General features: G+C 70.7%; 17 protein-coding genes. 5 read left to right on the plus strand and 12 right to left on the minus strand.

All coding sequences use genetic code 11. The annotated features are described in order from the left end of the window. Positions 1-341: 341 nt before the first annotated feature. The 6 genes from ACFU99_RS03020 to ACFU99_RS03045 form a co-directional block, all read right to left on the minus strand. Positions 342-1,343 carry a methyltransferase gene (locus tag ACFU99_RS03020; RefSeq protein WP_384384858.1) on the minus strand — a complete coding sequence of 334 codons (1,002 nt, stop codon included), beginning with the start codon at positions 1,341-1,343 and terminating at the stop codon, positions 342-344. 112 nt (positions 1,344-1,455) lie between these two features. After that, positions 1,456-2,211: an alpha/beta fold hydrolase gene (locus tag ACFU99_RS03025; RefSeq protein WP_384384861.1), complete on the minus strand. Its 756-nt coding sequence runs from the start codon at positions 2,209-2,211 to the stop codon at positions 1,456-1,458. After that, entirely contained in the window at positions 2,208-5,468 is a 3,261-nt protein-coding gene (locus ACFU99_RS03030; protein WP_384384864.1) for an amino acid adenylation domain-containing protein, read from the minus strand. Before ACFU99_RS03030 ends, ACFU99_RS03025 begins: the two co-directional genes overlap by 4 nt. 226 nt (positions 5,469-5,694) lie before the next feature. Continuing rightward, positions 5,695-6,741, minus strand: a complete 1,047-nt coding sequence (locus ACFU99_RS03035; RefSeq protein ID WP_384384867.1) for a methyltransferase — start codon at positions 6,739-6,741, stop codon at positions 5,695-5,697. 125 nt (positions 6,742-6,866) lie between these two features. Next, positions 6,867-8,312 carry a tryptophanase gene (locus tag ACFU99_RS03040; protein WP_384384870.1) on the minus strand — a complete coding sequence of 482 codons (1,446 nt, stop codon included), beginning with the start codon at positions 8,310-8,312 and terminating at the stop codon, positions 6,867-6,869. Between the two features lie 603 nt (positions 8,313-8,915). Beyond that, complete coding sequence (locus tag ACFU99_RS03045; protein WP_384384872.1) at positions 8,916-10,238, minus strand: MFS transporter; 1,323 nt, start codon at positions 10,236-10,238, stop codon at positions 8,916-8,918. Between the two features lie 278 nt (positions 10,239-10,516). On the opposite strand from ACFU99_RS03045, the gene ACFU99_RS03050 reads away from it, so the two are divergent. Further along, entirely contained in the window at positions 10,517-10,942 is a 426-nt protein-coding gene (locus ACFU99_RS03050; protein WP_384384874.1) for a hypothetical protein, read from the plus strand. 160 nt (positions 10,943-11,102) lie between these two features. Here ACFU99_RS03050 and ACFU99_RS03055 read toward each other — a convergent pair whose 3' ends face one another. Together ACFU99_RS03055 and ACFU99_RS03060 are read right to left on the minus strand one after the other, a co-directional pair. Further along, positions 11,103-11,699, minus strand: coding sequence for a nucleotidyltransferase family protein (locus ACFU99_RS03055; protein WP_384384877.1), 597 nt, complete (start codon positions 11,697-11,699; stop codon positions 11,103-11,105). 237 nt (positions 11,700-11,936) lie between these two features. After that, positions 11,937-12,869, minus strand: a complete 933-nt coding sequence (locus ACFU99_RS03060; protein ID WP_384384879.1) for a LysR family transcriptional regulator — start codon at positions 12,867-12,869, stop codon at positions 11,937-11,939. A gap of 230 nt (positions 12,870-13,099) precedes the next feature. On the opposite strand from ACFU99_RS03060, the gene ACFU99_RS03065 reads away from it, so the two are divergent. The 3 genes from ACFU99_RS03065 (at position 13,100) to ACFU99_RS03075 (ending at position 16,083) form a co-directional block, all read left to right on the plus strand. Beyond that, positions 13,100-14,080, plus strand: coding sequence for a 3-hydroxyacyl-CoA dehydrogenase NAD-binding domain-containing protein (locus ACFU99_RS03065; RefSeq protein WP_384384882.1), 981 nt, complete (start codon positions 13,100-13,102; stop codon positions 14,078-14,080). Beyond that, positions 14,077-15,027: a hypothetical protein gene (locus ACFU99_RS03070; protein ID WP_384384884.1), complete on the plus strand. Its 951-nt coding sequence runs from the start codon at positions 14,077-14,079 to the stop codon at positions 15,025-15,027. Before ACFU99_RS03065 ends, ACFU99_RS03070 begins: the two co-directional genes overlap by 4 nt. A 183-nt stretch (positions 15,028-15,210) precedes the next feature. Further along, positions 15,211-16,083 carry a 3-hydroxyacyl-CoA dehydrogenase family protein gene (locus tag ACFU99_RS03075; protein ID WP_384384887.1) on the plus strand — a complete coding sequence of 291 codons (873 nt, stop codon included), beginning with the start codon at positions 15,211-15,213 and terminating at the stop codon, positions 16,081-16,083. A gap of 85 nt (positions 16,084-16,168) precedes the next feature. On the opposite strand, the gene ACFU99_RS03080 is transcribed toward ACFU99_RS03075, so the two are convergent. Together ACFU99_RS03080 and ACFU99_RS03085 are read right to left on the minus strand one after the other, a co-directional pair. Continuing rightward, positions 16,169-16,927, minus strand: coding sequence for an SDR family NAD(P)-dependent oxidoreductase (locus tag ACFU99_RS03080; RefSeq protein WP_384384889.1), 759 nt, complete (start codon positions 16,925-16,927; stop codon positions 16,169-16,171). A gap of 126 nt (positions 16,928-17,053) precedes the next feature. Beyond that, positions 17,054-17,320 (minus strand): Atu4866 domain-containing protein, encoded by a 267-nt coding sequence (locus ACFU99_RS03085; RefSeq protein ID WP_384384891.1) that lies wholly within the window; start codon positions 17,318-17,320, stop codon positions 17,054-17,056. A 141-nt stretch (positions 17,321-17,461) separates the two neighbouring features. On the opposite strand from ACFU99_RS03085, the gene ACFU99_RS03090 reads away from it, so the two are divergent. Next, the gene (locus tag ACFU99_RS03090; protein ID WP_384384894.1) at positions 17,462-18,310 is read left to right on the plus strand and encodes a helix-turn-helix domain-containing protein; all 849 of its coding nucleotides are present in this window, start codon (positions 17,462-17,464) and stop codon (positions 18,308-18,310) included. A 59-nt stretch (positions 18,311-18,369) separates the two neighbouring features. Here the strand turns inward: ACFU99_RS03090 and ACFU99_RS03095 are convergent, their stop codons facing one another. Beyond that, positions 18,370-18,594, minus strand: coding sequence for a hypothetical protein (locus ACFU99_RS03095; protein ID WP_384384897.1), 225 nt, complete (start codon positions 18,592-18,594; stop codon positions 18,370-18,372). A gap of 31 nt (positions 18,595-18,625) precedes the next feature. Next, the coding region (locus ACFU99_RS03100; protein WP_384384899.1) for a class I SAM-dependent methyltransferase at positions 18,626-19,383 on the minus strand (758 nt) is incomplete at its 5' end.

Here is a 19,383-nt window from a genome sequence, read left to right on the forward strand (position 1 = left end):
CGGCCGCACCGACGTCGCCCGGCTCCATGCGCTGCCCGCGGGGAACCACCCGCGTTCCCCGGACGCCGGCCGGCCCCGGCCGTCGCCGCCGGAGGGGGACCGATGGCGTGTTGGGAGCGCCGAGGACCAAGAGGCGGTAATCGAGCTGTGCCGGCGCCGCCTCGCCCCTCCGTCGCCGGCCGTGAGTGCGGCAGCCGGTGAGCAGGTGGATTCCCGCGGCGGTGCCGGTGGCGCGTCGGCAGAGGGCCGGCTGCCGGAGTCCATGCAGACCGCCGACAAGCCCCGTCAGTCGGCTGCCTTGGAGCTCGACCGGACGGCCGTATTACGTCGCGGCAGTTCAGTCAGTCGCTGTAGCCGACGATGAGGTGTTTGTCGCCGCTGGACTCGCGGACCTCGCAGCGGGTGAAGCCGGCGTCGTGGAGGAGTGCGGTGAATTCGTGGGCGGTGCGGTGCCGGCCTTGGGTTTCCAGGTGCATGGTGAGGTTCATCGCGGAGGTGGCCAGGGGGCCTTGGCGGGTGTCGTCGAAGAGGCGGTCCATGACGAGGACGTGTCCGTGGGGGCGGCAGGCGCGGTGCGCTTTGCGGAGGAGTTGGGCGCAGGTGGGGTCGGGCCAGTCGGACAGGATGTAGCCGAAGGCGATGCAGTCGCCCTCGGGCAGTTCGTCGGTGAAGAAGTCGCCCGGAGTGAAGTGGAGGCGGTCTGCCAGGCGGTGCGCCTTCCGTGTCTCGTCGAGGTAGGGCTCGACCTGCGGGAGGTCGAAGACGGTGGCCTCCAGGGCGGGTGCGTGGTGCAGGGCGGCGACGGCGAACGGGCCGGTGGCTCCGCCGACGTCGATGAGGTGGGTGCTTGTGGTGAGGTCCCCGAGTGCGGCGAGTTCTCGGGAGGGGGCATAGCTGAGGTCCCACATGGCGGTGAGGAAGCGGCGGGTGGACTGCTCGTCCCGGTAGAGGGAAGCGAAGGGCCGGGCGTCGGGGCCGTCCACGGCGGTCTTTCCGTGCCGGAGGTAGGCGCCGAGGGCGGGGGTACGGGGGGCTGTCTCCTGGACGAGGTGGGTGAGGAAGCCGCCGATGTAGTGCGGATCGCCGGGGTCGAGGAAGGGCTGTACGTCCGGGCCGACCTCGTAATGTCCGGTGGGCGTGCGGTGAAGGATCTGGTGCGCGGTGAGGAGCAGCAGCATGCGTTCGAGGGTGTCGGCGTCGAGGCGAAGGGCTTGGGCGATGTCCTCGGCGCGGGCGGGGCCTGCGGCTGTGAGGTGGGCGAAGACGTGGTGGCGGTCGGCGAGGTGCAGGACGGGTGTGGTGATGACGCCGAGGACGGCCGTTTCCAGGTTGCTGGGCAGCACGGGGAGATCCTCCTGCGGGTGAGCGGTGGCGGTCCGGCTCGTTCTCGTGTGCCGGCCGGGCGCGGGCTCAGCGGACACGGGCTCAGCGGACACAGGGTCAGCGGATACGGGGTCAGCGGGCGGGGGTGGCGGTCGTGGTCTGGGCCAGGAGTTCCGCGAAGCGCTGTGGGTGGGTGGCGTGGGCGATGTGGCCTGCGCCTTCGACGGTCTCGTGGCGCCCTGCGGGCAGGAGGTGGGCGAGATGGAGCGCGGTCTGCTGGTGGTGGGGCAGGGAGCGGCTTCCGGAGGCGGTGAGCACTGGTGTGTGCAGGGTGCTCGGGTCGAAGCAGGGCTTGTCCAGGGTGGGATCGGTCATCTCGCGTATGAGGGCGAGGCCGTCGGGGTGGAGCTGTGCGTCGCCCGTGCCGTGCGCGGGGCGGCCGAGGACTGCCTGCCGCAGGGCGCGGGCCGTGGCGGCGGGTCCTTGAGGGATGGTGTCGTGGACCAATTGTTCCCAGGGTGCGGTGCCGGGCCACCAGGGCAGCCAGGGGACGGGGGGTTCGTAGGCGACTACCGCGCGGAACAGGTCGGGGCGTTGGGCTGCGGCGGCCAGGGCCGTCAGGGCGCCGTAGCTGTGTCCTGCCAGGACGGGCTGCCGTAGTCGGGTTGCCACGGCGATGAGATCGGCGACGTGGTCGGCCAGCGCGGTCCGGGTATCGGCCAGCTGGCGGGAGGCGCCCCAGCCTCGCCGGTCGTACCCGGAGACCGTCCAGTCGGGCAGGTGGGCGGCGGCCTGTTGGAAGGCGGCGCTGTGGTCCATGGTGCCGTGGACGAAGAGGACGCTGTGGGGGCCGGTGGCCTTTTTCGTGCGCAGGACCGGGCGGATCATGAGGGGATTCCCGCGGTGAGGAGAAGGTCCGCGATCTTCGCGGGGGTGGGGGCGGTGATGAGCGCCGCGGTGTCCACGGGAGCGCCGGCGAGAGCTTCCATCCGGGCGAGGAAGGCGGCCAGTTTGATGGAGTCGCCGCCGATGCCGAAGAAGTCGGAGGCGGTGCCGATATCGCGCAGGGGCAGGTCCAGGGTGTGCGCGAACTCCTGGGCGATCTTCCAGGTGAGGTGGGAGCGCCGTCGTTCGTCGGCTTCCGGGCCGGTTACGGGCGCGGGCGGGGTGGTGTCCGGCGGCGGGTCGGGGGCGGCGCCGTTGTGGGTGGACTTGCCGTTGATGGACCGCGGGAGTTCGGTGACCTGGGTGAACGTGGTGGGCACCATGGCGCTGTGCAGGCGGGCGTTGAGGTGCGTGCTGATCGGTTCTTCGTCGAGGTGGGGTCCGGTGGGGACGATCAGGGCTTCGAGGCGGTCGTCCTGGGGGTGGACGTGGCAGGCGGCGACGCCGGGGGCCGTTTCCAGTACGCGTTCGATCTCGTCGAGTTCGACGCGTTGGCCGTGGAATTTGACCTGGCGGTCGCGGCGGCTGATGTAGTCGAGCGTGCCGTCGGGACGGGTGCGGCAGATGTCTCCGGTGCGGTAGAGGAGGCTCAGGGGCTCCGCGGTGCTGGTGTGAGGGTCGCGGGCGAAGTGCTTTTCCATCAGATCGGGCTGGTTGAGGTAGCGGCCGACCCCGGTGCCGCCGATCCACAGTTCGCCCTCCTGCCCGGCGGGGACTCGGCGCAGTGCGTCGTCGAGGAGGTAGGCGTGCTTGTTGGCGACGGGCCGTCCGATGGGCGGGCGTTCTTCGGCGGGTGAGCATTCGTGCCAGGTGGCCAGGACCGCGGTTTCGGCGGGTCCGTAGAGATTGAGCAGGCGGCGTCCGGGGCGGGACCAGCGTCGTGCCCAGGCGGCGGGGAGACGTTCGCCCGCGGAGGCCGCGATCCGCAGGTCGGGCAGGGGTTCGTCGGGAAGCGCCATCCAGACCGAGGGGGTGAGGATCACGATGGTGATCTTCTGGGCGGCGAGTAGCCGCGTCAGGGGCGGTCCGACGATGAGGTCCTCGGAGGGGGCGACGACCAGGGTGGCGCCGGACAGCAGGGCGAGGGTGAGGTCGGCGACGCAGCCGTCGAAGTTCGGGGAGAGGAACTGAAGGACCCGGTCCCCCGGGCCCTGGTGGAAGATCTCCTGCTGGGCGAGGTGGAGGTTGACGGTGGCCTCGTGGCTGATGGCGATGGCCTTGGGGGTGGCGGTGGTGCCGCTGGTGAAGACGACGTAGGCGGTATCTCCGGCGGTGGCTCCGGTCAACGGGGCATCGGGGTGCCGGGCGCCGTCGCCGGTAGCGGTCACCTGGGCCGGGAAGGCGGCGGCAGGCACGGAGTGATCGCTGATGACCAGACGTGCCTCGGCTTCGACGAGCATGGTCCGCAGACGCTCGCGGGGGCATGACACATCGGCGAGGAGGAACGCGGCACCAGTCTTGGCGACGGCGAGTACGGCCAGTACGAACTCGGCGGAGCGCTCCATGACCACGGCGGCGACGGTGCCGGGCCTGGCCCCTTGCCTGCGCAGCCGGTAGGCCAGGGCATTGGCCCGCTCGTCGAGTTCGCGGTAGGTGAGGGTCTCGTGGGGGCCTTGTACGGCTGGGGCGTCGGGGGTGGTCCGGGCCTGCTGTTCGAAGGCTTCGTGCCAGCATGCGGCGGTAGCCGGTCGCTGTGGGGTGGTGGGGGTCTGCCGCTGTGGGGATGCGGGGGCGGCGTCGAGGGGGCGGGTGGTGGGCACGGGTGCGTCTCGCCTCTCGGTTTCGGTGTGGTCGGGCTTGTCGCATTCGGTGTGGTCGGGCTTGTCGCATTCGGTGTGGTCGGACCTCGCGGTTTCGGTGCCGTCGGGCCTCTCGGTTTCGAGGTGGCCGGGCCTCTCGGATTCGATGTGGCCGGGCCTCTCGGATTCGGTGCCGTCGGGGGTGTGGGGGCTGACGCGCACCTTGGCGTGCTGGAGGCAGCGGGTGTTTCCGTGCAGGCCCCAGACCAGGGCGGAGGGGCCGTCCTCGGGTGCGTAGAACGGGTACTTGGCCAGGAAGCCCTCAAGGGCGTAGCAGGCCAGGCGTTCCGCGTAGCCTGCGCCGGGGCAGGTGTGGCGTCCGGCTCCGAAGCCCAGATGCCGGGGGCCGTGCCGGTCCGGGTCGAGCGTCCCGGGGTCGGTGAAGGTGCGCGGGTCGAGGTTGGCGGCGGCCAGGTGGACGAGGACGCTGTCACCGGCCGTGATGGGGGTTCCGTGGACGGTGGTGTCGGCAGTGGCCCTGCGTGCGACGAACTGGCTGGAGCCGTTGACGCGCATGGTCTCGGTGACGACGTCGGCGAGCAGCGCCGGGTCCTGCCGCACTCGGCGCCGACGTTCGGGGTCGTGATGCAGGGCCAGCAAGGCAGAGGTCACGAGATGGGTGAGGGTCTGGTAGCCGCCGCCGACCAGGACGATGCCGTTCGCGGCGACCGCGAGGACTTCTTCCTCGGTGGGGGTCCGGTCGGCCAGCGGAGCGGTGAGCGCGCTGATCACGTCGTCGCCCGGGTGCCCGATCCGGTGACGGGCCTCCTGCTCCAGGGCGTTCAGAGCCTGGGCGAGGGTCTGGTCGACTTCGGCATCGGGGGCCGCGGGCAGGGCGGCCAGGCTGCCGAGGAACCGTTCGTACGCCTCGGCCCATCGGGTGAGTTCCGCCTCCCGGCCGGGCATTGCGAACAGGTAGGCGACCAGGGCGGAGGGGAGTTTCGCGGCGTAGTCCTCGACGAGGTCGAAAGCGCCCTGCTCGGGAAGGGTGTGCAGGGTGCTGGTGACGATGGACCGCAGGTCGTCCTCCCGGCTCTTGACGCGGGGGCCCGAGAACTGGCCGGCGAGGGCGGAGCGGATGGCGTGGTGCCGCGGCGGGTCCAGGAAGAGCATCTGTTCGTGGACCATCGCGCTCAGGTGGGCGGACGCGTGCAGGCCCCGTGCGCGCAGGGCGTGAGGGGTGTGCTCGCGTACGGAGGAGAAACGTTCGTGGTCGCGCAGGATCTCAACGGCTTCGGCGTAGCCGGAGCACACCCACACGGAGCCGACCTCGTCGAAGAACAGGGGACCGAGTTCGGTGATGGCGTTGATGTAGCGGGTCGGGTCGGCGATGACGTCGGCGGACTGGAGCAGATGCACTCCGTGCCGGGTCCGGTCGTAGCCGGGCGGAGTCGTACGCATGGGCATGGCGTGCCTTTCGTACTGCCTATCGGACTGTCGTTCGCACTGCCCTTCGGATCGGACTGCCTTTCGGGCTGCGTTTCGGACTGCAAGGAGGGTCGCGGTGAGGGCCACTTCCCGGGTACAGGGCCGGTCCGGCAGGGGCGCATCCTCGGTACGGGGCCGGTACGAGTCCGGTGCGGCGGCGGCCGTGTCCTTGGTGTCGGGCCGGTGCGGTGGGCGGGCATCAGTCGAGGTGGCCGACGACGACGCCGTTGGCGCCGGCAGCTTCGAAGGGCAGCACTTCCACCCGGGCGAAACCTTCCTCCCGCAGCCATGTGGAGTACTCGGCGGCCGAGTAGTTCTTGCCCCCCTCGGTCTCTACGAGCATGTTCATGCCCATCAGGGCGGCGGCGGGCGGGCCGGTGCGTTCGTCGTTGAGCAGCAGTTCGCAGATCAGCACGGAGCCGCCGGGGGCCAGGGCCGCCCGGCACTTGCGCAACAGCGCCCGGCCGGTTTCCTCGTCCCAGTCGTGCAGGATCATGCTCAGCAGGATGGCGTCGTAGCCGCCGGGCAGCCCGGCGTCGCGATGAAAGTCACCGCCGAGCGTGTCGACGCTGCTTTCCAGCCGCGCTTCGGCGATTTTCTTGCGTGCCAGATCGCAGACGGGCGGGAGGTCGAAGACCGTCGCCGACAGCCGGCTGAAGCGGCGGCACAGTTCGATGGGGAACGCGCCCGCCCCGCCGCCCACGTCCAGCAGCCTGCTGTGCCGTGTGAAGTCGTGGACCTGGGCGAGGGCCCGTGCGGTGAAGGTCGAGATGGAGTACATGCAGTCCCAGAAGAGCCGCAGCGTTTCGGGGTCCACGGTGTCGAACAGCGACTCCTGAGTGCCCGGGGCCCAGGTGGAGGGGCGGTTCTCGCGCATCACCTCGGCGATGGACTGCCAGGCGGGGTACTCACGGCGGTCCAGGTAGCGGACGAAGCCGCCGAAGTAGCAGGGGCGCCCCTCGACCAGGAACTCTTCCGAGAGGGGGGTGTTGCGGTAGCGGAAGCCGTCCTTGTCCAGCAGGCCCAGCGAGGCGCATCCGGCCAGGAGGAGATCGGCCGGGCGCGCGGCGATGCCGAGTCCGGCGGAGACTTCCTCCATGGTCAGTTCACGGCCTCCGGCCAGCAGGTCGAAAAGGCCGAGGTCGAGGGCGCCCGCGTAGGTTTTGAAACTCCAGAATCCGGTGGCGAGTTCCATGAGAGGCGTGGGCGTCAGTGGGGTGGTGTCAGTGGTGGACAGTTCCGGCATCAGCATCTCCCTTCGGGGGCGCCGGCCGTCATGGCCGACGCGATGGGGGGCAGACAGCTCAGCTCAGTGGGCGAGGCGGGGCGGGGCGAGGCGAGGCAGGGTGGGGATGCGGGGTGGTACGTGCGTCAGTGCGCGGCCGGACCGAACAGGGGCGCGTTCGCCAGAGGTCGGAACCGGGACTGGAAGAAGCGCAGTGTGGCGGGTTCGTGGGTGAAGGCCACGCCGGAGGCGAACTCTCCACGCCGGGCGTGGAGACGGGCGACGCTGTCGGCGACGGTGTCCATGTGGCTCTGGGTATAGGCACGGCGCGGAATGGTCAGCCGGACCAGTTCCAGGCGCGGGTAACGGTTCTCGCCGGTGTCCGGATCGCGTCCCGCCGAGACGGCGCCGCGCTCGGTGGAGCGGATCCCCGCGTCCAGGTAGAGCGCGCATGTCAGCGTCTGTGCGGGAAACTCCTCCGGCGGCACACCGGGCAGGAATGCCCGGGCGTCCAGGAACACGGCGTGCCCGCCCACCGGGCGGACGATGGGCACACCGGCGGCGCCGATCCGGGCTCCCAGGTAGGCCACTTGCTCGACGCGGGTACGGATGCTGTCTTCCTGGACCGATTCCTCGATTCCCTGCGCCACCGCCTCCAAGTCGCGGCCGGCCATTCCACCGTAGGTGTGCAGGCCCTCATAGACGACGACCAGGTTGCGCGCCTGCTCGGCGAGTCGGGGGTCGCGGACGGCGAGCCAGCCGCCGATGTTGGCGAAGCTGTCCTTCTTCGCCGACATCGTGGCGCCGTCGGTCAGCGCGCACATCTCACGCAGAATCTCCGCCACCGTCCTGACGCCCCAGCCCGGTTCGCGCTGCTTGATGAACCAGGCGTTCTCCACGGCCCGTGCGGCGTCGAGGATCACCGGGATGCGGTGCCGTCGCGTCAGTTCACGGACTTCGGCCATGTTGGCCAGGCTGATGGGCTGGCCGCCGGCCATGTTCACCGTCGCGGCCAGAGACACGTACGGAATCTGCTCGGCCCCCACCTCGTCGATGAGCCGCTTCAGCTTGCCCAGGTCGACGTCGCCTTTGAACGGCAGGTCCGCGTCGGGGTCGTGAGCCTCGTCGACCACGATGTCGTGGAAGACCGCGCCGTTGAGCTCCTGATGCGTACGGGTGGTGGTGAAGTACATGTTCCCCGGCACCTGGTGTCCGGGCCGTATCAGGATGCGCGAGAGGATGTTCTCCGCCGCCCGCCCCTGATGGGCCGGGATCACATGCTCGTATCCGTAGTACTGGCGTACCGCCTCCTCCAAGCGGTAGAAGCTGCGGGACCCGGCGTAGGACTCGTCCCCGAGCATGACCGCGGCCCACTGCCGGTCGGACATCGCATTGGTCCCGGAATCGGTGTACAAGTCGATGTACACGAGGTCGGCGGGCAGCAGGCCCACGTTGTAGCCCGCCTTTTCCAGGGCGTCACGACGCTCTTGCGGGCTGGTGAGGCGAAGCGGCTCGACGCTCTTGATGCGCCAGGGTTCTGCCGGGTGCCGCAACTGCGCTCCGGGCTCTGCGGATTCGAATGGATCGGGCACAGACATAGGCGATCAGCTCTCGAATATCGGGGAAGGAGCGGTGCAGCAATGCGGTGCAGGCGTCTTCATCGTCCGAGGCGCGAGGCGGCTCGAAGGCACGAGAGACGAAGAGCCGCATCGGGACACGTGGCTGCGGCCGGCGCTCCGGGGTACGGAGCCGACGGCGCCGTACTGGGTCTGAGGTGCCGCGAGTTCCTCGACCTCATCGGCCGGCGTCGGCGCGGTGCGGCTGAGGGTGTCAGGGGGAGCTGCCGCCGCGAACTCACCAGCGGCCGGCTCGCCGGCTCATGAGAAACCATGTCCGTACCTCTCCGTACGCGGGCCACCGGCGGGCTGGTGGCTACACCTCAGCGAACCGGCGCCCCACGCCTCGGGGAAGCCCCGATGGTGGGCGAATGCGTGAACGCGTCAAACGCTTGTGCTCTTGTGAATCCCCCCTCGCCGCCTACCTCGCCCCGTCACCACCTGCTGAACGCCGACGCCGACGGCGACGAGGCGGGTGTCGCTCAGATCGCCGCGGCCACCCCTCCCCCTCCCCCAGGCGCTCACCGCGTACGGGATCAGCGCCTACGCCCGCGTCCTTGGCACCGGACGGTGGTGCGTCTATGCGGTGGCCGTAGCTGACTGGGAGGTCGGGGTGCGGGTGTCCGGCAGGAGGGTGAAGCAGCCGAGGCTCAGCAGGGCTACCGCGGTCAGGTATGCGGCCACGCCCCAGGGGGTGCCGGGGCCGTGGGCAAGGGTGGTGGCCACCATTGGTGTGAGGGCGCCGCCCAGGACCGCGCCCAGGTTGTAGCCGATGGACGCGCCCGTACAGCGCACCCGGGACGCGTACAGCTCCGGCAGATACGCCGCGATGGCGGCGAGCATCGTGACGCACCCGAGCATCGCGCCCAGGTATCCGAGGAAGATCAGCAGCGGTCGGCCGGTCGACAGGAGGCCGATCATCGGGAACATCCACACCGCGCAGCCCGTGCACCCCAGCAGACACAGCGGCCGCCGCCCGTAGCGGTCCCCCAGGAGGGCGGCCACGGGCATGAGCGCGCCCGTGATGACAGCGATGGACAGGGTGCAGCCGAGCATGACGGTGCGGTCCACGCCCAGGCGGTCGACGGCGTAGGACAGGGCCCAGGTCGACATGGTGTAGGAGACGGCGGTCGAGGTGGCGAGTGCTCCCGCGGTGAGCAGGACCAGCCGCCCGTGCTCGCGTGCCACTTCGACGAGCGGCATACGGGCGTGCTCGCGCTGTTCGAGGAAGTCGGGGCTCTCCGGGAGCGAGGTGCGCAGCGCGAGTCCCGCCGCGGTGAGCACGCCCGCGAACAGGAACGGCAGCCGCCAGCCCCAGAGCATGAACTGCGCGTCGCTCAACGTGGCGGACAGCACCAGCATGACGCTGTTGGCCAGGACTGAGCCGAGCGGCGGGCCGATCTGCGGGAAGCTCGACCACAGTCCGCGCCGGTGGGCCGGCGCGTGCTCGGCGGTCAGCAGCACCGCGCCGCCCCACTCCCCGCCCACCCCGATCCCCTGGACGAAGCGCAGTACCACCAGCAGTACGGGCGCGGCGACGCCGATCGACCCGTACGTCGGCAGGCAGCCGACAGCGACCGTGGCGAGGCCGGTCACCAGCAGCGAGATCACCAGGACGGGCCGCCGGCCGCGCCGGTCCCCCAGGTGGCCGAAGAGCGCGGATCCCAGCGGCCGCGCCGCGAAACCGACGCCGAAGGTGGCGAGGGAGGCGAGGGTCCCGGCCAGGGGCGAGACCGTCGGGAAGAACTTCGGCCCGAGGACCAGAGCCGCCGCGATGCCGTAGATGAGGAAGTCGTAGAACTCGATGGCCGTACCGGCGAGCGAAGCGGCCGCCAGGCGCGGCAGGGAGGGTACGGCAGTAACGGGCGCGGGCAGCGAGGTGTGTGAGGACGTTGTGCGCATATCGGCTGAACTGCCCTGTGTGATCACGGGTTACGGGGGCGTACGGAGGCGCGGGATGCTGCCGGACGACGCCGCGAGGGTTCTCTGACCGCCAGGCGTACGCCGCGAGCTCTTTCTCATCGGCGCCGGCCGGATGCGCGGAACTCTCCTGTGCTCCTCCCCCACCGCCTCGCGCCTGGCGAAAAAGGTGTGTCGGTGGGGTGGCTCTCGTCGGCGGGTGCGGCTGGAATAGTCGGGTTGTGCCGATCCGGCGCACAGCGACCGGGAGGGGAAGCAGTATGACCGCACGTCAGAACAGGGCCCTCAAGAAGCGTCTCGCGAACCAGCGCGACCGGCAGCGCGTACGCGACCAGCACCCCGAACAACTCCGCGGGCTCGTGCTCAAGTTGGACAGTTCCTCGGTCGGGACGCCCTACACCAGCGAGTGGAAGGGCGTTGTCGTCAGCGCCCGTACCGGCCTGCGGCCGCGGCACCGCATCGACAACCACCCCTACCGGCGGAAGAGCCGCGCCGGCATCACCTTCGGCGCCCCCGGCCAGGAGCTTTTCACGTTCGCGCCCAGGGGGCTCGATGAGCGCCTGCTGGGGGAAGACCTCGTTCTGGTGCGCGGCTATCACCGCCAGCCGAAGCGGAAGGGGCCCTCCGCGGCGACTCGCATAGTCAAGATCCTTGACCCGGCACGGGTCGGCCTGCCGCTGGAGTAGCGGAGCCAGTGCCCCGGGCGGCGACGGGTACCGCTGGGACGGCAGAGGGCCGACCCCCGCAGCCAACAGGGCATACCGGGCGGCCTGGGGGCTCTTGTTCCCTCGGTACGTCCCGCGGCACGGAGTGGCGGGGGTGGGCTCGTCGGCCGGAGGGAGAGTGTCAGGCCGGCCACGGCAGCACGGTGAGCTCGGGCCACTGGCTCTTCCAGCGCAGCGTCTTGACGTCGTAGACGGCTCGCGGGGCGAGCGCCGGGTTGGGGCGGACGACGAGGTTGAACACGTCGGAGAGGCCATGAGGGGCGTAGACACGCCATCGTCCGTCCGGCTCCAGCCGCACCCCCAGGCAGCACGTCGTCGCCGCGAAGGAATCGATCGCGGCCTCCGTGGACGCGTGCGGAGCGCAGGGCACGCCGAACTTCTCCTCGTACCAGAGATGCACCCGCGCCTCGTTTCGGATCTCCACCTCGGCCGGCACCCCCTCGAACACCTCCTGCCCGGCTTTGATCACCGCGTCTTCCGCTTCCCAGGACAGATCGGTGCTGTCGAAGTAGAAGACGTCGTAGTCCTTGATGCCGCTGGTGGGCGGCTGGTCGGTGATGACGTTCCATACCGTCTGGAACAGGCAGCCCGCGGTCACATACCAACCGGGCAGGTCCAGCGCCGCGGTTCTGGTCAGTACGTCCGTCAGGACCTCGTTGCGGGAGAGGACTGTCCGGAAGACGTCCAACTGCTCATCAAGGGGAAGCCGAGCGATCATTGATTCTGGCTATCACAACGGTCTCGTTCAAGGCCACGAGATGTGCGGCTCGGCCACGAGGACGTCGGCTCGGGGGCTGTGTACCCGGGCGGCAGGCGAGGTCATCAGCATGCGCCGGCCGTTCGGTCTTCCATCGACATGCTGCTGACCGGCCCGGCGGTATGTCCGGGCACCGAACTGCCCTCATCCGGCTGTCGCCCCGCCCATGCGGAGAAGGTGAGGGCGGCGCCCCGAGGTTCAGGCCCGTAGCGGCTGGAAGTCGGTGATGGCCTGTAGTAGGCGGGTCACCGTGGGGTCGGCGTCGGGGCGGTGGACGGCTTGGACGGTGGTGTCGAGGTATCCGGCGTCGCCGCGCAGGGGCAGGAAGTTGACGCTGCCGGTGGAGAAGTGCTGGACGCCCTCGGGCAGCAGGCTCACGCACAGGCCGGCGGCGACGTAGCTGAACAGGCCGCTGAGCTCGTCGGCGAGTACGAAGGCCCGGGGGGTGAAGCCCGCGTGGTGGCAGGCGAGGTGCACCTGTTCGGCGAGTACCGGCAGGGCCGTGGGGTCGGGCATCGCGAAGTCCTCGTCGCGCAGTTGGGCGAGGGCGATCTCGCCGGCGTCGGCGAGGCGGTGGCCGCTGGGCACGGCCGCCTGGATGCGTTCGGTCGCCACGACCGTGCTGACGAGGCCGGCGGGCAGCCGGGCCGGGTCGCGCAGGAAGCCGATGTCGAGGGCTCCGGTGCGTACCAGGTCGGCGACGGCGGCCGAGGAGCCGTGGTGCAGTTGCACGCGCAGGCCCGGGAGTTCCTCGGCCACGGCGCGCAGCATCGCGGGGAGGTGGAGGTGGCTGAGGAGGCTGACGTAGCCGAGCCGGATGTCGCCCTCGACGCCGTCGGCCACCCGGCGGGCCCGTACGACCGCGGCCGTCTGAAGGTCGAGCAGCCGCTGCGCGTCGGCGGCGAAGACCTCGCCGGCGGCGGTCGGCTTCGCGCCGGACGGGCCGCGGTCCAGCAGGCGCACGCCGAGCATGCGCTCCAGGCGCTGGATGGACTGGCTGAGCGGGGGCTGGCTCATGCCGAGCTCCTCGGCGGCCCGTCCGAAGTGGCCCTCGCGGACCACGGCGAGGAACTGTTCGAGAAGGCGCCGGGACAGGGCGATGTCGGCGATATCCTCAGCCATATCAGTCATGCCTCAATCATATATTGGACAGACCTTTCCCGGTGGGTGTGGAGTGGATCGTGCACGGCCTGGAACGGCTGGGAACGGCCCAGAGCGGCCCGGAGATGCGGGCGCCGGTCCGAACCTCGTTCGGCGCAGTCGGCTTGTTGCGCCGTGACCTGGACCGTTTGCTGGAAACGGTCCATCGGCGGGTCCAGGCCGGGCTGTCCGGTTCTCCTGATTCCTCTGGGGTGATTTTCATGGCGGTCGTGACGATCGTCGGCGCCGGTGTCATCGGCATCTCGTGGGCGCGCCTGTTCGGCGAGGCGGGCTGGGAGGTCCGGGTCAGCGACCCGCGGCCGGACCTGGACGAGGTGGTGGCGCGCGAGCTGGCGGGCCTGGCGGTGACGGCGACCCGCGACCTGGCCGCGGCGGCGGACGGCGCGGACTTCGTACAGGAGGCCGGGCCGGAGCGGATCGACGTCAAGGAGCAGATGTTCGCCACGCTCGCCGCGCACACGCGCGACGGCGTGGTGCTGGCCTCGTCCTCCTCGTCCCTGCTCCCCTCGGCGATCGCGCAGCACAACCCGGCGGCCGGCCGGATCGTCATCGGCCACCCCTTCAACCCGCCCGAGCTGATGCCGCTGGTGGAGGTGGTGCCCGGTACGGAGACCTCGGCCGCGACGGTCGAACGGGCGGTGGAGGTGTACCGGGGGCTCGGCAAGCTGCCGATCCGGCTGAAGAAGGAGATCCCCGGGTTCGTCGGCAACCGCCTACAGAAGGTGTTCAACGACCAGGCGATCCATCTGGTGCAGCAGGGCGTCATCGACGTACGGGATCTCGACGACCTCGTGCGCGCCTCGCTCGGGCTGCGCTGGGCCACGATCGGCCCGTTCCAGAGCGGTGCCCTCGGCGGAGGGCCGGCCGGCATGCGCCACCTCGTGGAGCACGTGGGCTCGCAGATGCGCTTCGAGACCGGCAGCCCCGACCCGGCGCGGATGGACGAGGTCCTGGGCGCGGTCGAGCAGGCCTACGGCACCGGCGAGGACGCCTACGAGCGGCTGGCCGAGCTGCGTGACCGGCGTACCCGCGGCGCCCTGGCGCCGCTGGACTGGCCCGAGCCCGAGCCCCAGCCGGAGTCGGAGTCCGGTGCCGGTGCCGGTGCCGGTGCCGGTGCCGGTGCCGGTGCCGCGGAGGGTGCCGGTGCCGCGGAGGGTGCCGCCGACGGAGGCCGGAAGTGACCGGGCCCGGATCGGACAGCGCCCGGCCGGCGCCCGGATATCTGCTCGCCCTCCAACTCCACCCCGGACGCGTGCTGAAGGTGAGCATCCCGGACGGCCGGGTGCAGACCCTGGTCGAGGACGCCGGAGCCTCGCCGGACGGCATCGTCGTGGAGTCCGGCACCGTGTACTGGACCACGATGGGCCTCCCCGAGGCAGATCCCCACACGCCGGGCGAGGCCGGATACGACTTCTCCCGGCGCAACGGCGGCGTCCACGCCTGGAGCCCGTACAGCGGCGGCCCCCGGCGCAATATCGTGCCCGCCGGGGCGATGACCACCGGCAAGCAGCTGACCTCGGACGGCGCCGGCACGCTGTACTGGGGCGACCGGGAAGGCCACCGGGTCAGCCGGGTCCGCACGGACGGCAGCGGCCTGAGCGACCTGGTCGTCAACCCGGCCCAGGACGGGATCATGGGCGAGTGCGTCGGCGTCGCCGTCGACCCGGCCCACGGATACCTGTACTGGACGCAGAAGGGCCCGGCCAAGGGCGGCAAGGGCCGCATCCTGCGCGCCGGCCTGGACATACCCGCCGGCCAGAACGCCGAGCACCGCAGCGACGTCGAGGTGCTGTGGAGCGGCCTGCCCGAGCCCATCGACCTGCACCTGGACGCAGGCCGGCTCTACTGGACCGACCGCGGGGCCGCCCCGCACGGCAACACCCTCAACCGGGCGCCCGTTCCCGCCCCCGGCGCCGCGGGCCGCGCCCCCGAGATCCTGGCCGACGGGTTCGCCGAGGCGATCGGCCTCGCCGTCGATCACACGGCCGGCCTCGCCTATACAGCCGACCTGGGCGGGCACATCCGCGAGGTCCCGCTGCCCGACGGCCCGGCCGCGGGCCGTCGCCCCCGCGAGGTCGTCGCGCTCGGCACTCCGCTGACCGGGCTGTGCCTGCTGCCTCCCGCGTGAGCTGTGCCTGCCGCCCCTCGCCCGACGCGACCGGGGCGGGGCCGGCGCACCGCCCCACCCCACCCCGCCCCACACCGCCCTGACCAGCCATCGCATCAAGAAGCAGCAAGAAGCAGCAGGAACCACTCCGGAACCGTACGAGCCACCGCCCACGAGCGGTGCACCAGAGGAGATGAACGGCACATGGGTCTCACCCTTCCCACCGGTATCGAGCAGCGGCCGGTGGCCGTCATCGGCGCGGGCACCCTGGGGCGCCGGATCGCGCTGATGTTCGCCACCCGCGGCGGCTTGGTCCGCATCTACGACAAGTCGGAACCCGCGGGCGAGGCGGCGAAGACCTACGTCGAGCAGAACGTCGCCGAGGTGGCCGCCCGCGTCGAGGGCGGCACGCCGGGCCGCGTCGAGGTGACCGACGATCTCGCCGAGGCGCTCGCCGGGGCCTGGCTGACCGTCGAGGCGATCCCGGAGCGGCTCGACCTGAAGAAGAGCGTCTTCGCCGATCTGGACGCCCGCGCCGAGCCCGACGCGATCCTGGCGAGCAACTCCTCCTCGTACCCGACCAGTCAGTTCATCGACCGCGTCGGCCACCCCGAGCGGGTGGTGAACATGCACTTCTACATGCCGCCGGTACAGAACGCGGTCGACCTGATGGCGAACGGACAGACCGACCCGGCCGTACTCGCCTTCCTCAAGGAGAAGCTGCCCGCGTACGGCGTCTTCCCGTTCGAAGCGCACAAGGAGTCGACCGGCTTCATCTTCAACCGCATCTGGGCCGCCATCAAACGCGAATCCCTGGAAGTGGTCGCGGAGGGCGTCTCCACCCCGCAGGACGTCGACCGCATGTGGGAGATCAACATGGGCACCCCCGCCGGTCCGTTCCGCATGATGGACCACGTCGGCCTGGATGTCGTCCTGGACATCGAGGAGCACTACGCCGCCGAACTCCCCGGCCTGCCCACCGGCCCCCGCGAGCTGCTGAAGCGGTACGTCGAAGCCGGCCACCTCGGCGTCAAGACCGCCCGTGGCTTCTACGACGACTACCCCGCCGACGCCTGAACCCAGCATGCCGTTGGTCGGCTCACGAAGTCGCGGCGTCCGCGGCGGGCCGGCGCGGATCCCGTACGGTCCGGGGCCGGGCTGTTCAGTGCGCGGTGAGTCCGCCGTCGACCACCAGTTCCGCGCCGGTGACGAACGAGGAGTCGTCGCAGGCCAGGAAGAGGATCGCGGGTGCGATCTCGTCGGCGCGGCCGGCCCGGCGCATGGGGGTGCGCTGGATGTCCGGCTGCTGGTCGCCCTGGTCGTCCAGGAGTTCCTGGATCATCGGTGTGGCGATCACGCCGGGATGCACGGAGTTGATCCGTACTCCCTGCCGGGCGTATTCGACCGCGGCGGTCTTGCTCAACAGGCGCACGGCTCCCTTGGACGCCTGGTAGGCCGCGGCCGCACCGCTTCCCACCAGGCCGAGTACGGACGAGGTATTGATCACCGACGCGTTGCCGCTCGCCCGCAGGAGCGGCATCGCCGCCTTCATGCCGAGCCATGTGCCTTTCTGGTTCACGGCGATGACGCGGTCCCACTCCTCTTCCCGCGTGTCCTCGATGCCTGGCCAGTCCAGGATCCCGGCGAGGTTCACGAGCACGTCCAGCGTTCCGAACCGGTCGCGTACGAGGGTGACCACCTCGTCCCACTCCCGCGCGGAAGAGACGTCGAGACGGGCGGCGACGACCTCCGTGCCACGTGCCCCGATCCAGTGAGACAGCTCCCGCAGGGGGCCTTCGGCGATATCGGTGAGCACCAGCCGGGCGCCTTCGCGGGCGAAGAGTTCGGCGGTCGCTGTGCCGAGGCCGCCGGTCGCGCCCGTGATCAGCGCGACCTTGCCGTCAAGCCGTCGTCCTGCCATGGATAGGGACCTCAATTCTCGCTGCTGCTGACTGACGGACTGACGGGCTGACGGGCTGACTGACGGGCTGCTGCATCGGGTGGCCCTTTCGTCCGCCGAGGGCGGATTCGCCTCCCCCGGCCTCTTCTACGACGGCTCCTGCTCCCGGTGGAGCACGAGGTGCTCGTGGTAGAGCACTCCGTCCCGGATGTCGCCCGTGGCGGTGAACCCGGTGTCGTCGACGTAGTCCAGGTGGCTGCCGGTCACCGTGTACCGGCCGGTGTACGCGCTGCGCCGCTCGCCGCGGGCTTCGTCGTAGCGCCCGTCCGGCAGCAGCTCCTGCCGGATGTGACCATCCGCGGTCACCCACATCCCGACCACGTCCACGTGGTCGCCCTCGACGGCAACGGCCATGGCCGACTCCTCTCCTCGAACGGCGCGGCCCTTGCCGCTCCCTTCCGAGTCTGCGCAGGTCAGCGGCCATCAACCAGGACGTGCGCTGCCGGGGTGCGGCACACCCAGGCAGCACACCCCACCGCCGCCTAGCCTGAGCACATGGACGACAACCACCTGGGAGACTTCCTGCGCACACGCCGCGCCGCACTGCGGCCGCAGGACGTCGGCATCCCGAGCTACGGGGCCCGCAGGGTCGCCGGACTGCGCCGCGAGGAGGTCGCCGTCCTGGCCGGAGTCAACGCCGACTACTACACCCGCCTGGAACAAGGCCGCGAGCGCAACCCCTCACCCCAGGTGCTCGACGCACTCAGCCGCGCACTGCACCTCGACACTGACGCCCGCGCGCACGCGTACCGGCTGGCGGGGGCCACACTCAACGACCAGCCCTCCGCCCACGCCGCCGAGCGGGTCAGCCCGGCGCTGCGGCAGCTGATGGACGGCTACCCGAACACCCCCGCGTTCGTCATGAACCGGACCCTGGATCTCCTGGCCGCCAATGCCCTGGCCGATGCCCTCTACGCCCCGTTCGAGCCGGCGGACAACTTGGCCCGCATGGCCTTCCTCGACCCCGCGGGCCGCGGCTTCTACGCGGACTGGGACCGAGCGGCACAGGCCACCGTCGCCAATCTGCGCGAGGCCGCCGGATTCGACCCGGATAACCCACGGCTGCGCGAACTCGTCCGCGCCCTCACCGAACACAGCGCTGACTTCACCCGCCTCTGGAACACCCACGCCGTGCACGGCAAGACTCAGGACACCAAGCATTTCCTCCACCCCGACGTCGGCCCCCTCGCCCTCACCTACCAGGCCTTCGACGTACGCGAAGCCCCCGGCCAGCAACTCGTCATCTACCACGCCGAACCAGACAGCCCCAGCGCCCACTCCCTCGACCTGCTCGGCTCCATCCACGCCACCAGAAGCCGGCCCGCCCCTCGGTTTCATCGCTGACACGCGCGCTTGCGGGACCTCCGGCACGACGAGTTCGGGTTCCTCGTCGAAGCACCGGTTCACCACGTCACTCCCGCTCCCCTGAATAACGCCTCGTACATCATCTGCTTGGGCAGCCGGGCCGTGAACTCGCGGCGGGATGAGTCGTACGTGATCACCGGGGATGCCGTGTGCTGCCAGATCACGTTGGTCAGCTCGTCGACATCACTGGAGCGGCGGCTCGCGTCGAGCGAACGGGCGGTGTCGGCTGCGGTGTTCCGGGCTTGCTGGAGGATCGACGACACGGCTCCGTCATCCTGGACGGTTGGTCCGACGTCAGTCGGTCCGCTTCCAGGCGGTGAGCTGGAAGAGCCGGGCCGTGTGCATATACGGCGGGCGAGCGGTGGTGGCGAGTTCGAGGCGTTCGAGGTCGGCGTAGAAGTCCGGTTCGTGCTTGCGTGCGTCGTCGGTGATGTAGTCGCAGAAGCTGCGGATGCCGTAGTGGGCGATGTCCCGGCACCCGAGGTCTCGCAGGTGAGGAATGATCTCTTCGGCCGTGTGGAGGGTCAGCGACGAGTCGAACGTCTGGGTCCGGGCCTGGTCGGTTTCGAGTGCGGCGAGCGCGGCCGCGGGGTCCATCTGTCGGACAGCGATGTTCAGGGGTGCTGAATGCCGGTTGATCGCCATGACAGAGATCACGCCCCCGGGCTTCAGCGGGGCGAGCGCCGAAGTGAGAGTGCCCGGCACGTCCTCCACGTATTGCAGGAGGTTGTGGCAGAGCACGACATCGAACTGCCCGTCAGCGAGGTCGCGGGGCAGGGCGGTCGCGTCGGCCTCTACGCAGTTGATCAGCTCTGTCACGCCGCCCGCCACGGCTCGCTCATCGGCCGCGGCCAGCATGGCGGGTGCGTGGTCGACGATGGTGACATGGTGCCCCCGGGCCGCGAGGCGGACGGCGTCGCCGCCATCGCCGCCGGCGAGGTCGAGTATCCGCAGCGGCTCGGCGCCCGGGCCGCCGAGCCGGCCGAGCAGGTTGGCCTCCGCGACCGAGTAGCGCAAGCGCCCCCAGGGGGCTTCCTGCCACTCGCGCCAAG

Source organism: Streptomyces sp. NPDC057654 (genome assembly GCF_042800135.1).
GTDB lineage: Bacteria > Actinomycetota > Actinomycetes > Streptomycetales > Streptomycetaceae > Streptomyces.